Annotated in this window: 14 protein-coding genes; 2 read left to right on the top strand and 12 right to left on the bottom strand. The window is 41.3% G+C overall.

What is annotated here, in order from left to right:
* Nucleotides 1-843 (bottom strand): PepSY-associated TM helix domain-containing protein (locus AACZ73_RS22835; protein WP_339881361.1); only part of this gene is annotated, 843 nt, incomplete at its 3' end.
* A gap of 63 nt (nt 844-906) precedes the next feature.
* Complete coding sequence (locus AACZ73_RS22830) at nt 907-3,291, bottom strand: TonB-dependent receptor (RefSeq protein WP_225603163.1); 2,385 nt, start codon at nt 3,289-3,291, stop codon at nt 907-909.
* A gap of 342 nt (nt 3,292-3,633) precedes the next feature.
* Here AACZ73_RS22830 and AACZ73_RS22825 point away from each other — a divergent pair, with 342 nt between their 5' ends.
* Together AACZ73_RS22825 and AACZ73_RS22820 are read left to right on the top strand one after the other, a co-directional pair.
* Nucleotides 3,634-3,837 carry a hypothetical protein gene (locus AACZ73_RS22825; RefSeq protein WP_225603164.1) on the top strand — a complete coding sequence of 68 codons (204 nt, stop codon included), beginning with the start codon at nt 3,634-3,636 and terminating at the stop codon, nt 3,835-3,837.
* 150 nt (nt 3,838-3,987) lie between these two features.
* Nucleotides 3,988-4,392: an efflux RND transporter permease subunit gene (locus AACZ73_RS22820; protein ID WP_225603165.1), complete on the top strand. Its 405-nt coding sequence runs from the start codon at nt 3,988-3,990 to the stop codon at nt 4,390-4,392.
* A gap of 105 nt (nt 4,393-4,497) precedes the next feature.
* Here AACZ73_RS22820 and AACZ73_RS22815 read toward each other — a convergent pair whose 3' ends face one another.
* The 10 genes from AACZ73_RS22815 to AACZ73_RS22770 form a co-directional block, all read right to left on the bottom strand.
* Nucleotides 4,498-4,800, bottom strand: coding sequence for a PepSY-like domain-containing protein (locus AACZ73_RS22815; RefSeq protein ID WP_225603166.1), 303 nt, complete (start codon nt 4,798-4,800; stop codon nt 4,498-4,500).
* Between the two features lie 340 nt (nt 4,801-5,140).
* On the bottom strand, nt 5,141-5,515 hold the full coding sequence (locus AACZ73_RS22810; protein ID WP_339881358.1) for a hypothetical protein: 375 nt from the start codon (nt 5,513-5,515) through the stop codon (nt 5,141-5,143).
* Nucleotides 5,508-5,984, bottom strand: a complete 477-nt coding sequence (locus tag AACZ73_RS22805; RefSeq protein ID WP_339881357.1) for a YncE family protein — start codon at nt 5,982-5,984, stop codon at nt 5,508-5,510. The genes AACZ73_RS22810 and AACZ73_RS22805 overlap by 8 nt, the downstream gene beginning before the upstream one ends.
* Before the next feature lie 73 nt (nt 5,985-6,057).
* Nucleotides 6,058-6,795, bottom strand: coding sequence for a DUF1080 domain-containing protein (locus AACZ73_RS22800; RefSeq protein ID WP_225603168.1), 738 nt, complete (start codon nt 6,793-6,795; stop codon nt 6,058-6,060).
* An 11-nt stretch (nt 6,796-6,806) separates the two neighbouring features.
* Nucleotides 6,807-7,523, bottom strand: a complete 717-nt coding sequence (locus AACZ73_RS22795) for an ABC transporter ATP-binding protein (protein WP_225603169.1) — start codon at nt 7,521-7,523, stop codon at nt 6,807-6,809.
* Nucleotides 7,516-9,075, bottom strand: a complete 1,560-nt coding sequence (locus AACZ73_RS22790; protein ID WP_225603170.1) for an iron ABC transporter permease — start codon at nt 9,073-9,075, stop codon at nt 7,516-7,518. The genes AACZ73_RS22795 and AACZ73_RS22790 overlap by 8 nt, the downstream gene beginning before the upstream one ends.
* Entirely contained in the window at nt 9,060-10,070 is a 1,011-nt protein-coding gene (locus AACZ73_RS22785) for an extracellular solute-binding protein (protein WP_225603171.1), read from the bottom strand. The genes AACZ73_RS22790 and AACZ73_RS22785 overlap by 16 nt, the downstream gene beginning before the upstream one ends.
* 11 nt (nt 10,071-10,081) lie before the next feature.
* The gene (locus AACZ73_RS22780) at nt 10,082-12,235 is read right to left on the bottom strand and encodes a DUF5916 domain-containing protein (protein WP_339881353.1); all 2,154 of its coding nucleotides are present in this window, start codon (nt 12,233-12,235) and stop codon (nt 10,082-10,084) included.
* A gap of 41 nt (nt 12,236-12,276) precedes the next feature.
* A complete protein-coding gene (locus tag AACZ73_RS22775) occupies nt 12,277-13,350 on the bottom strand; it encodes an efflux RND transporter periplasmic adaptor subunit (RefSeq protein WP_121847514.1) in 1,074 nt (357 codons plus the stop codon).
* Nucleotides 13,351-13,383: 33 nt separating this feature from the next.
* Nucleotides 13,384-13,901: efflux RND transporter permease subunit (locus tag AACZ73_RS22770; protein WP_339881350.1), on the bottom strand; the 518-nt coding region annotated here is incomplete at its 5' end.

The following is a 13,901-nucleotide window of genomic DNA, read 5'->3' as shown; positions in this document are numbered from 1 at the left end:
GGCTTTAATAAAACGTTCCTTTATATACCTGAAACGGTACACACCTGTACCGTCCTGGGGGAAATAAATGGCCCGCAATGCATAGCTTTCATCTGCTTTTAACGAAAAATCCTTTAGAAATAGAGAGTCCTTAACCGCCTGTTTTCGTTCATGGTCCAACCCCACTTTATTGCTTTTTCCATCAAAAACTTTCAGGGCTGTTTTGTAATAAGAATTATAAGTGAAATAAGAACCCGTAAAGGCCATGACAAGCAGTGGGATAAAAAAACAGATTCCAAGAACTTTGTGCAGATCAAGATCAAGCTTCCTTCTTTTGCCATTCCATTTTATTTTTAGGCCTTCCCGTAAGTTGTTGCCATAGGCCCTCCACCAAATATACGCCCCGGAGGTCAATAAGAAGAGGAAAAATATTATAGTGCTGGTTCCAATAATGTATTTACCGATTTTGGGTATTCCCAAAGTACGGTGAAGGTTCAATAGGTTTTCAAAAAAAGAGATGGAAGCCGATTTTTCTCCTAGGTTTTTAGTGGTTACGGGATGGTAGTAATTCGTTTGCCCATTTTTAAACCGGATGGAAATGGTTTGTTGCTCCCGGTACGGGAGAAAAATTTTACCGATGCTGTCCTGGTGGGTTGCAATTAACGTTTCGGCCGATCTTAGGATAACCGCCTCCTTTATGTTTTCTGTTTGTTCAACTTTTAACAATCCGGGATTAAGGATTCCCGTTATTTCGGGTTGCCAGACATATAATGCACCCGTAAGCCCGGAAAAGGATGCGATCAGGCCACAGCTAAGTCCCAACCAAAGATGGATTTTCCGTATTGTTTTATTAAATACTATCAATAGAGCGCTTAAAAGTTTAATAAAAACAGTGCCAGTGAATTCACTGGCACTGGTACTGCTAATTTAAAAATTATAATGAAGGCTTAATTTGGCATTCGCGCCTTCACCTGCCCCTGTAAAAGTCCTCAATGGAGCGGCCCATTGCGATCTTGCAGGCAGATAATATTCATTCAACAGGTTGTTGATGGCCAGGGAAACTGACATATTGGATTGCAATTGGTAGGTGGCAGACCAATTCAGCAAGGTGTATCCTTCCACAGGGAACTGTGTGTGCCTATAGGTATAATTGTCATTGGAATCCAAATAGGGGTCAAATCTTTTTCTGTCTCCCAGGTGGGTCATTCTTAAAGAAGTACTCAATTTGGTTATCGGGTTCCAGGTTATATAGGCTGTCCATTTTGGAGCGGCAATAACGTCACCTCCCAAATAGATTAAATTATTCTCGTTGCCCGCAGTATGGGTCACGCCTTCCACATACGAATAGGAGGTACCCAGCTGTATTTTGTTGTTATTGGAAATATAATCAATGGCAACCTCGCCACCATAGATGTCTTGTGGTTGTTTGGAAGGGACAAAGGAGTTGGCGTTTTCATCAAAAACTACGCCCGTCCCCAGGTTGGAGGTGCTGTAATATCCCACCGCTTCCAGTTTAAAATTATGGAACCTGGATAGAAACCCAAATTCATAGTTCTTTGTAACAGCGGGCTCCAATTGAATGTCGCTGATATTATCTGCCGTCGCAGAGCGCAGGACCGACCCTAGATCGGCAATGGAAAATCCCTGTGAATAACTTATATAAGGAATGAACTCCTGATGCTTTATGTAGCGTAACCCTGCATTGAATGCCAGGTTATTAAAACTTATTTTACCCCCCGTAACGGCTACTGAAGGGTTATAATTGCCATCCCCTAACGGAGAATAAGGCAGTGTGTTGTAATCATCAATGTTTAGGTTCATGTCATCGTACCTTAAACCTGCTTTTACCACCCATTCATTGTTAAATTTTAGGGTAGACTGAAGATAAGGTGCCCAACTGAACATCTTTATGTTCGGTACCCATAACCTGCCGTCTAAAAGGCCCTGATTGGTTTTGTCTTTAAGCAGATCCACGCCGTAAGTCAACGAAATATCAATGGAACCATTGGTGTTAATATTTGTATTGAAATTAGGCCTGAACCCATATTTTTCGGCATTGATAACAGATTGCCCGCCATTTTCGAACTTATCGGAATAAAAGAAAATGTTCTCCGTATTCTGGTAATAAAGATCGGTCGTAAAATCGGTGGTGCCTGAAAAAATATTGTTCAAATTATATTGTAATTGTCCGTTTATAAGGGTAGAGCCCGTTGGCTTTTCTCCCTCTATCGAACCTTCAACACCATAACCGGCCGTTAGCGAATAATCACCTTCTTCGTTATAAACCTCAAATTCTGCGGGAACGGGAATAAACGGTGTGTCCTGATCAGATTTATAAAAGTTACCGCCTATGGAGATCCTTTGGTTATCGGAAATTTGGTATTCCAATTTTGCCAGGGTACTGTAAATATTGGTATTGTCAAGTCCGTAGGTCGGAAGGACCACAACCCCATCCGCATCATATTTATTGCCCGTTTTTTCGTAGCTTCCACTGATGTAATAATTGAACCTGTTCAAATTGCCCTTTAAGGATTGGTACACCCCGAAACCAAGGGCATCCTTGGTCTTTGCCAGGTTAGAGGTACCCCAAACGTTTGTTGACCCTTCAATCTTTTTTGTAGCGTTTGGTTTATTGGTAATGTAGTTTATAAAGCCTCCATTCCCTCCATTACCGAAAATGGATGTCGCGCCTTTGATAACCTCGACCCTGCTGATATCGTTGGGACTAATTGACTTTATCCCGAGTTGTCCATTTCGTAAGGGGGTGGATTGTGGGATCCCATCCACCATGACCAGGAGCGAACGCCCGCGTAAAGTTTGTCCCCAGTTGGAGAATGTCCCGGTAGAAACCGCTAGGCCGGGTACCGTAAATTCCAATATTTCACTTATGTTCGAGGTGGAATTTGAGAATTCCTGTAATTTAACTTCATTGACAACCGTTACCGATGCCGGGATCTCTGAAAGATATTCAGAATTCCTGCTGGCCGAGACGACAACTTCGTCCAAACTGTTCAGGTCTTCCTTTAGCACTGCTGTAAATGAAACAGTTTCATCTTTCGTGAAAGTTAATTTCTTTGTTTGGGTTTGATAGCCCAACATTCGGATGGTAACTTCCCATGTACCTTCTTCAACATAGGCCAGTTCAAAATTTCCATCATAATCGGTCGTAGCGCCCTTTTGCAAAGCTGAAATGTAAATTGTGGCACCAAATATGGGTTGATTTTGTTCATCGGTTATTTTTCCCTTTAGACCGGATTGGGAGAATGCGTAAAATGATAATAAAAAAGTCGTGGCCAGTGTAATGATTTTCATTTATTTGGATTTAATTAAAATAAGGTGCAAATGTATATGTTATTACCCTGAAATCAAATACTATTTAGAATTATTGTAAATAATATTTAATTGTTAAGCTTGAAATCAAAAGACCGATGACTTGGCATGTATAAATAGTAAATTTTTAGAAGCTTTTGACCCTCTGTGAATCAATGGATTGCGAGGCTAAGGTTTTTGGTTCCCACGAATTTTCTTTCTTTGATTCAGTAATCAAATAAGATAAAGCTTAATCAATATTCTTCGAAAGTTAAGCCCGCAAAATGTTTGTCTATCGATTACTTGTCCCATGCTCAAATATTGTTTGATTAAAATTCATGTATCATGGAAACAATAGCAAGACAGAACTGGGCCAAAAGATGGTTGGAAGACAAAAAGCAACTGCGAAGGGATGTCAAGGACAAACTAACCAAGGAAACTACGGAGAATACCAATGTAACGGCTGAGATTAAAAAGGAAGATGCCGCCGCAATTATCCATGAAACGGGCCTTGACTTCAACCACTCAAATCTATGCGAATGTGATTAAACAAAAAGTAAAAGAGGACTGGCGGTTTTTAAAATCAATTATAGACAAAAAATATAAGCTAAAAAATGTTAAGCGATTCTTTTGGCCCTATAATTTCTTGGAGAAATGCCTGATTGTTTTTTAAAATATTTACCAAAAAATGACTGAGTAGTGCTCATTAATCTTCCCTTGGCATTGATTGGTGGTATTCTCATTGTGTACTTTACATCAGGAATCGTAAGCATCGCGGCGACCATAGGATTTATCAGTCTCTTTGGTATTGCCACAAGAAACGGTATCCTTTTGGTTTCCCGTTACGAAGATTTGCGAGAGGAAGGTAAGACAGGTATAGAACTGGTTAAAGCTGGTGCCTTGGATAGATTGAACCCAATTCTGATGACCGCCTTTACCACAGGATTGGCATTGATTCCGCTTGCGCTAAAAGGCGGGCAGCCGGGAAGTGAAATTCAAAGCCCGATGGCGGTGGTCATTTTGGGTGGATTATTGTCAGCCACTTTACTCAATTTGATAGTCATACCGTGTGTGTATGAGTTGGTAATTAAAAAATCCGAATAGCTTAAAATGTTTTGATTAACTAAAAATCCTGTCCGTACTAATAACTAAACGGACAGGATTTTTACGATGAAATAATTTCTAACCACACCTTGTTCATACTGCATGCTACTCTGTAGCTACAACCTTCCCTTGCTGGTCGAAGTAGATTTCCAGATGTTTATCGTCCGGGCTCTCCAGTTCTAATTCATATAAAGTTCCCTTGTCGGTTTCAACTTTTTCTACTTCTTCTATTTCCCAGTCCTTGTATTCTGAGCTCTCAAAGGCAGTCTGTACAGACGCCGGTAAGTCAGCATATTCAATTTCCTCTTCGCTGATTTCTTTAAAATTGTGGTTCTTGTTTTCGCAGCTTACTGTTACAGCCACGAATAACAAACAAGCTATTAAAAAGCATACATTTTTAAATCGCATAATAATCTTTTTTTTTATTTCTTACTAAAACCCATTACAATGATACAAGCTAATTCTGCAGAAATACGGGAACTAGTTTACAGGCATACCTTCGGCCATCTGCTTATTGGACATCAATTATGTTTTCAGATCCCATGTGTGCCGTTCATCGGAAACATATTTCGTCCAAATGTACAGCGCATCATATATTTTATTCCTATTTCGAGCATTTCAAAATCATTTTTGCAATTAGTAGTGAAACACACTTCCTCCCACTTGTCCTGAACTTGAACATGATTAGTCCACTTTCATATGAAGACTTACAAGGTTATCAGGGAGTGCTAATTTTGAGATATTCAAGCTAATCTCTCACCATACTTACATCCAACCTTTTCGGATTTTTGCCAACAGCAATTTTGGCTATACTTTTTCCTAAAGATAAATCAATAATGTCTGCATCATTGGAAGATGTATTGCTCACTACCGCAATTTTTCCATCAGGAGTAATGTCAATCCAGTTTGGATTTTTGCCAGCCTGAATGGTGTTCACTATCTCATTGGATTCGGCATCAATTACATATACTTTGTCGGTAAACTGGCTTGTCAGATAAACTGATTTTCCGTCTGGTGAAGCACAAAGTCCATGAGCAGCTTTGCCCTCATTATCAAATTTTTCTGTTACCGGAAGTTGTATCCAACTAACGATCTTATTTTGTTCCGTATCAATTTTAACCACACCATGCAACTACCTTCATTTCGTCAAGGTCGATTTTTACAATTTTGTTGTCCCCTTCGGAAGTGACCCAGACGGATTTACCGTCAGGCATGGGCAAAACAATGTGCGGGTTTCTGCCGACTGGAATGGATTGGCTTAATTTCCAGTCTGTTGTTGAAATCACATCTACCTTATGTTCACCATTAATGGCGGTTAATAGGTAGTTCCCGTCCATACTGAAACTTAATTGATGTGGTGTCTTACCAACGGCAATGGTCTGTTGTACTGTATTGTCGGACGCACTGATTATGGAAACTGTGTTATCACCTTCATTACTGACGGCAACAGTTTTTCCATCCGGAGAAACAGCAGCTCCATGTGGATTCTTTCCTGTCTTGATGTCCGCAATCTTTTCTTTACTCGCTACGTCAATTACTGAAATAAAGTCTTCCCCATAGTTTGTGATATATGCCCTGGGTGATTGAGCCATAAGGCTTAGTCCGAATGATAAGCCCGTTACCAATAAGCTGATTTTTCTTTTCATCTTGTTCATTTTATTAGGATTAATATTTTTCAATTTCAAAATCATCAAAGTACGTGACAGCATCCGCTTTCGTCCAAAAGCCTACTTTTCCGGCTTCCGTGAAGGTTTCGTCCTGCACTTTGAATAGCTCTTTCCCGTTGAGGAATACAGTAAAAAGATCACCTTTCACCACTAACTTCAAATTATTCCACCCATTGCCCAATGTCGGTACATCCACCCCATAGGTTCTGCCTTTGTCGACTATGGGTAAATCGGTACGTTTTCCATTTTCTACTTTATAAAGAACTACATTATCCTCCAGCGGATTGGCCCTTACCACGTAGTAATTGTTCTTATCCGTAAACCTCCACACAAAACCGCCTCCCTGGTCGTGGTTTCCATTAACACCCTTCAATCGGGCAGTGAGTACCATGTCTTTAGCTGTGACATTGTTATTGACAACTATATTAAAATGGCTATTGGGATTATCGCTATATAGTTGTGCCATAACTTTATTCCCGTTATCATCCATCACTTTCCAATCAGTGCCTCCGGAACCCGTATAGTATTGCGTCCAGTTGTCAGGCAATTGATTAGCAGAATAATCCTCAAAATCAAACCGGAGTGTTTCCGATGGTTTTATGGAATCAGGAAATTGTGCCTGTTCATTGATTTCCTTAATTTGTCCTTCTGAGAGTTTGGGTTTTGAATTGCCACAGGCAACCAACATCAAAACAGATGTGACTGCTGGCATGAAAATTTTTGATATTGTATTCATAATTATTCCATTTAAGATTTTAGAAATGATTTTACAAATTCTGATGATGAAAGACTGACTTCTTCCTTCGATCCGTCAGCCTCTATTCTTCCTGCATTCATGACCACAAGGCAATCACCTGTGTTCATGGCTTCTTTGTGGTCGTGTGTTACATACAGCATAGTGAATTGCTGTTGTCGCTGAATATCTTTTAAATGCAGAAGTAAGCGCTCTTTTAAATGTGTGTCAATATTGGCCAGTGGCTCATCCATTAAGAGTATTTTGGGTTGTAGTATCAGCGAGCGGGCTATGGCCACCATTTGTTTTTGCCCACCGGAAAGCTGGTGAGGGTATTTCTTAGCCTTATCGCTTATCCCGAATAACTCGAGCCATTCAAATACTTTATTCTTAATATTCGTGTCTTTCTTGTCTGCTAATGCAAACGCAATGTTTTTGTACACGGAAAAATGTGGCCAAAGCGCCAGATCCTGAAAGACAAATCCTACCTGGCGTTGATGTGGAGGAATAAGGATGCTCCCCTTTTCACTTACTTTAACTCGGTCTATTTTTATCACACCGCTGGAAGGTGTTTCCAAACCAGCAATTAATCGCAGCACGGTGGTTTTTCCACAGCCGGAAGGGCCTATTAAGCAGGTTGTCTTACCCTGCTCAAAAGAATAGGTGAAATCGTTTAACACTTCCTTATCTCCGTAGCAATGGGTGATATGTTCCAGGATGATCTCAGGCATATTGAAATTTTTTGAATAACCATTTTCCAGTCAGAAAGAACAACGTGATTAATACCAGGGTCACAGTCAAATTGATCAAAGTCATACTGCTGGTAAGGGCTTCAGCTGCGTTAGCGCTTATAGTGAAAGTTTTAACAGGCATCAGTTCTGTACCTGGAGGATATACCAGCATAGTAACGCCCAGTTCTCCCAGGCTCAAAATGAAGGATAGGACAAATGCGGCAAATAAAGAAGGTATCAATAAAGGCAAATTGATCCTCACAAATATTTTCCAGGATGGTATTCCCATAATAAGAGCTGCCTCCTCCAATGAAACAGGTATTTGCCTCATACCATTGCCGATAATTCGGCTAGCGATAAAACCAAACTTGCCGAGATAGGCGAGCAGCAGAATTAGGGCAGTACCATAAATAAAATTCAGGACAGGCAGATTATAATACCGTATAAGGGCAATACCCAGTACGGTAGACGGCACAATAAAAGTCAGTAAAAGCAATACGTTGGGTAACCGGTTGTTTAAGCGGACTTTAACGTAAGCCGACCAAAGGCCAACAATTGTAATTATTAGGGTGCCACATAGTGCAAGTTTTATCGATTGCAGAACAGCCGGGCCCATCAATATCCACGCTTCTCTGAAGAACAAGATTCTTCCTGTTAAAGACTGGGTTCCCAGCATAAAGACAGGCAGCACCAAAGCCATTATCAACAATAACCAAAGTAAAGCGTGAAATAAGGCTTGACGCTTCTGAATAGCGTATTTTTTGGACATGCTCCCTCTTACTGACACGGAAAAGAAAGGAGCATCAGAAAGGTAGCGTGTTTCTGCCAGCATGAGTAACAGGCATATTACCAGTAATAAAATTGATTGCCCTATGGCCAGTGGGAAATTGTATAGGGCGGAAAACTGCGTAAATATCTCGGTGGTAAATGTGCGAACGCCAAAGAAGGCAGGAACTGAAAAATCACTCAGGCTGAATATCAGAATGAGCAGGAAGGATATCGTTATTGCAGAACGAATCAGAGGAAGAACAATTTTTAAAAGCATTGTCCCGAAAGGAATCACCATTAATCCAGCTTCTTCGTAACTGGCATCAATTCGGGATAATGCGCTACCGATAATGAGCATCGCCAATGGAAAGAATACGAGGGTGTGCACCAGAATCACTCCTGAATCTGAATAAAAGGCAGCATTGTTTCCAAATATCCAGAAAAGACCATCTTTCCACGCCACGGCAAAAATGTAGGGGGAAATGAGCAGGGGCAGGAGAAGTGCCATTTTGTAAAAGCCGGTGAAAGCAAGCCGCATTTTGTATAGAATAAATCCGCATGCCGTTCCCATGAAGGTGGCAAACAATGCCACTATACCAGATATGAGCAGGCTTTTACCGATAAGAAATAGCGTTTCCCTACCAATGAAAGACAAAAGCGCTGACTTATCGTCACCATTAACTAGCCATTGCAAGAGCAACGCTATCATGGGCAATCCCAGAAGCAGAAACAGCAACAGAGAAGGAACCTTTGATATTATATGTCTGACTATTGCTCTGCCCATTGTTTTAGCCAGGGTTGGATGTCCCTCAGTTTTGCAGAAGTTTTGTCGTAATCTATGTTCATGGATTTGATATTGTCCAATGAAGGAACGTTATCGGGTAATTCCGTTCCTTTAATTAGTGGCATTTGTGCACAGGATTTGGCAAGTTTTGTCTCTGTTTCCTTACTTAGCAGGTAATTCATCAGTTTTTTGCCATTTTCTGTGTTCGGACAACCTTTAATTAAACTCAGTGCATTGGGCATAATTAGCGTCCCGATATCGCTTCCTTGTTGATCCAGAAAAACAAAATCTACTGCATCACTTTCTTTTTGAGCTTCAAAAGCATCATCCGTGTCGGTGAGGCCAAAAGCGAGCTCCCCGTTCATCACCCGTTTTTTAACATCCCCGTTGCTGGCGGCTATCACCACTCCATTTGCTTTCAAGTCATTCATCCACTGCTTGGCTTTTTCATCGCCCAAATTCACAAAGAGCGCAGCTATGTGAAACGTAGTGGTGCCGAACAATGGATTGGCAATAGCAAATTCCCCTTTGTAAGCAGGATCAGTGAAATCAAATACAGATTGAGGCAAAGAATCAGTAGCGATCAGGTTTTTGTTATAGATAAGTACTCTGGCCCGAGCTGAAAAGCCCGTCCAATTATTATCCTTTTCTTTGAAATACTCAGCAATGAGATTTGTTTGCTCCGATTGATATGAATCTGTAATTCCATTGGTTTGCAAAACACTATTGCGTACCGGATCACCACTCCAGAACACATCGCACTGCGGATTATCCTTCTCAGCAATCAATCGATTCATTACCCCGGTAGATTTGGTTTCTTCGGTATCATATACCGCCTTTACCTTGATGCCGGTCTCTTTCTCAAAATCCCTCAGGATAGGCTCTGAAAAGACCTGATCAACAGTACAATAAACGATTACTTCATTGGATGAATGACTACATGCGGTAAGTATAAGCATGAACAGTACAATCATTTTAATAAATAACAATCTCATAGTTTTTCCTTTTAAATTACAAATCTCCATATCAGTTTGCCTAAAACGGTGGTTCTTTCCAGTGTCCAACTGTTGCCCGAAGTATCGTAAGCATGGTTGACGATGAAAAAGAAATCAGCTCCGATAATTGGAATCCATTGCAAACGAAAATTTAGAAGTGCTTCTTCATCTTCACTGTTCCACTGGGAAAATAGGGAGCCGAATAGATTCGGGTTTACTGCATACTCTATGCGGTTACCGATCAGGTCTGTATCAAAGCTTCCTTCCGGTAAGTCAATCCAGTTTTTTTCGTAGTTAGCAGCGATCTTTAGATAACGGCTTGTTCTCCATGATAGCTCAAAAGCACTTTGGGTACTCTTTCCTTTAAAAAAGTTTCCCCAGTTAAAATACGTATCGAGTGCAAAGTTTCGACCGCTGAAAGTAGCGGCTTGTATTTCCATACGGTTGTACCAATACTCTCCTTCAGGAATGACAATTCCTTCCGTTATCTCAAATGGTTCTCGCAGACCTTCCGCTCTCCTTTGGAGGTTAAACTCAAAGGATTCCCCACTACGTGTTTCAAAGCCTAATGGTCTGATTTCGTAGAAAAATGATTGCAGTTCACCTGTGTCGTCAAAAATGAAGTAATTCATGTCCAACCCTTTAAAACTGAACTGTCGTATCCATTTGAAATGGTTTTTAGGTCGGGGTTTCCATTCAAGTTCAGTATAAAACTCCTGGAAATTTTCCCTGCGCAGAAAACCCACTTCCGGATTGAAGGGGGTAGCACTTCTTTGCCAAGCCATATCAAACTCAACTTTATCGTTGGGATAGCTCAGGTAAATACGGTGAGCATTGGCCCTTGCATCAAAATCATCAGAGTTAATGTTTTGTGTGAATGATGCACCAATATTCAGGTTTTTGCCACCAAATAATTCAGACGTACTGTAAAGCCCATATCCTCCGGTTGTGCTATGCCATCGTCCATTTTCGTATTTATTGGCAGATAAAATGCCTATGGAAGATTGTTTCAAAACATCCTGCCTCCAGCTTACAACTGTATAATTGGTTGAGGGTATGCTGTCCCTACTGGCTGTCTGCATGGACAAAGCACCCAACGTAGTATTTCCCATTTTACCCAAAACCCTGGCCCCTGCGATTATTGGAACCGTAGAGCGATCTTCGGCTAATCCGATCCGCCTGCTATAAAAAGGGATTATGCGGTTTCCCATACCCATATCAAAATAGTCTTGTCCTTCAAGGAAAAATTCCCGCTGTTCGGGGAAGAACAAAGGAAATCGAGTAAGATTGATCTGCTGCCTATCAGCTTCTACCTGAGCAAAATCTGTATTAATGGTCAGATTCATACGTAGGGTAGGTGTGATAAGGTAATTGATATCGCCACCAGCGTTAAGCTGTTCCTCAGACTTTTCTGGTGTTAATTCCGCACCCCCGATTGAATAAGGCTTGATTTCAATAAAAGTTTTACTTTTGATATTGTCGAGATCGGTCAAAGTACCAGCCCTGTTCACCAGCTCTAGTTCGGAATCACGAGACCAGCCCTGCCATAGTAATTGTTCCCTTTTTCTGCGAATATTGCGCTCAAAATTGATACCCCAGACCTGCTGATCTAAATTCGTTTTAAACTTCAGGGTAGAAAAAGGAATGGCTATTTCCGCGAACCAACCTTCGTTCGTTATCGCTGTTCTGGTATCCCATACACCATTCCAAAATTTGTTAAAAGACCTACCGTTGTTTAAAATCTGCGCATCGGCACGGGCACCATTAGGATTGATTACAAATAGAAATCCGTTTCTGTCGTCATCGTAAGTGTCTATGATGACCTCAAAATTGTCTTCTACACCCCAGTTGAAATCCCGTTTCATTTCGCGGGCTACAAGATTATCCGGCTCCCTATCGAAACCCCAAAATCCGATGTATAGGGTATTGGCCGTATAGACAATGGCCACTTCCGTTTTTTCTGTTGCCGGCTCCCCAACATTCAGTTCGCGTTGGGTAAAATTGCTTATGCGAACAGCATTTTCCCAAACAGGTTCATCTAATCTTCCATCAAGCTGAATTGCATCATCTGTATACTTTGCATAAATCGTGTTTGGTAAACTTATCTGGGCCATGCTGCATTCTACAATCATCAGTAAACCTATGACAAAGAATAGTCCTTTCATATTTTCCTAAAATAGAAACCGATTCTGTAGAAATGTGGGAACTAGTTTACAGGCAGACCTTCGGACATCTCCTCATTGGGCTGCAGAAGGATTTGATCCCCTTCATCAAGTGCGCCAAAAATCTCAACCATATCTTCATCTTTCATGCCTGTGCTGACTTCTACCCATTTTAGTTTGCCATCCGCTACTTTTCCCACAGCTTTTCTTCGGAGGGTGGTCAAGACCGCACTATGAGGTACCCACAGACTTCCATCCGGACGTTTGATGCTTAATTGAGCTTCCGCAAAAAGTCCAGCATTCAAATTACCCTTTTGATTATCCACAAGAAATTCCCACATCTCTGTACGGGTGTCCGGATCTATACTTTTGGCTCGCCTGTAATAATCTGCCTTAAATACTTTTCCGGGAAATGGTTCTACACTAAATGAAGTAGAATCCTCTGCTATGGAACTTCCGGTCAAGGCCTCAGGAACTGGTAGCTTCAAACGCAATTTTTGGTTGTTTTCGATTATCAGTAAAGGTTGGTTATCTATATCTCCCACAAGATTTCCGGGATCTGTATTTCTTTGCGTTACAACCCCAGTAAATGGCGCCCTAATTGTGAGATAATTAAGGAGTTGCCGTTTAGCTCTGGCGGTAAAATCCAATGCTTTTAGCCGAGTGCTGTCCGACATGGCTTTGTTCTTTGCTTTAATCAGTTCGGATTCTGAAACCGTGCCTTGTATTTCGGAAGCTTTTAGCAATCGGGTATACGTATCCTCACTACTCATATAGTCCGCTCTGGCTGACTCTACATCGCTCTGCGCTTCTGAATAGGCTGCCTGAATTTCTGGTGCTTCTATCCTGATCAGGACTGCTCCTTTCATTACTTTATCTCCAATGTCTACCCGCACTTCGGTAACATACCCCTGTACTTTGGCATTCAGACCAGCTTTTTCAAAAGCCAATAATTCCGCAGGAAGCATCAGGGTATGTCTGGAGTTATCAAAGCTTAACTTTATGGTTTCTACTTTTTTTGACGACTCGTTTTTGCTTTCCATCTTATTGTTTTCAACACTACTTGAACAGGCTGAAACGATGGCTGCATATAAAATCGGTATTATATATTTTCTCATTATTCTTAAATTTTACTCTTTTCAGGTTTGAAGTTATTGCTGTTCAAAGTATGTACTCTGCTCATCATCTGGATCAAGTGACGGGCTCTTATAAAGTCTTCTTCCGGAAACCTGCCAATAGACGGACGGCAAGATGAATACGGTTGCAAACACGGAGAACAACAATCCGCCTATCACTGCAATTCCAAGCGGGGCTGTTTGTTCGCCGCCTTCACCCAGCCCTAGCGCCATCGGTAGCATCCCTGCTATCATGGCTATGCTGGTCATGAGTATGGGCCTCAGGCGATCCTTTATCCCTTCCAGGTGAGGGTTTTGTTTTTGTTCTTTCCGATAATGCTCTGCTATGGTAACAAATAATATGGCATTGGCCACTGCCACACCTATAGCCATGATACTGCCCATAAAAGATTGAATGTTGAGCGTGTTCCCGCTTATCCAAATCAGAAGGAACGAACCAGCAACTACGGCAGGAATAGTGGATAGCACTGCGAAGGAAAGCCGGAATGACTGAAAGTTGGCTGCCAGCAGCAGAAATATCACGGCTACTGCCA

The sequence above is a fragment of the uncultured Algoriphagus sp. genome, from assembly GCF_963974835.1.
Lineage (GTDB): Bacteria > Bacteroidota > Bacteroidia > Cytophagales > Cyclobacteriaceae > Algoriphagus.
Note: the sequence above shows the minus strand (reverse complement) of the source record. Positions and strands in the feature narration are given on the sequence as shown.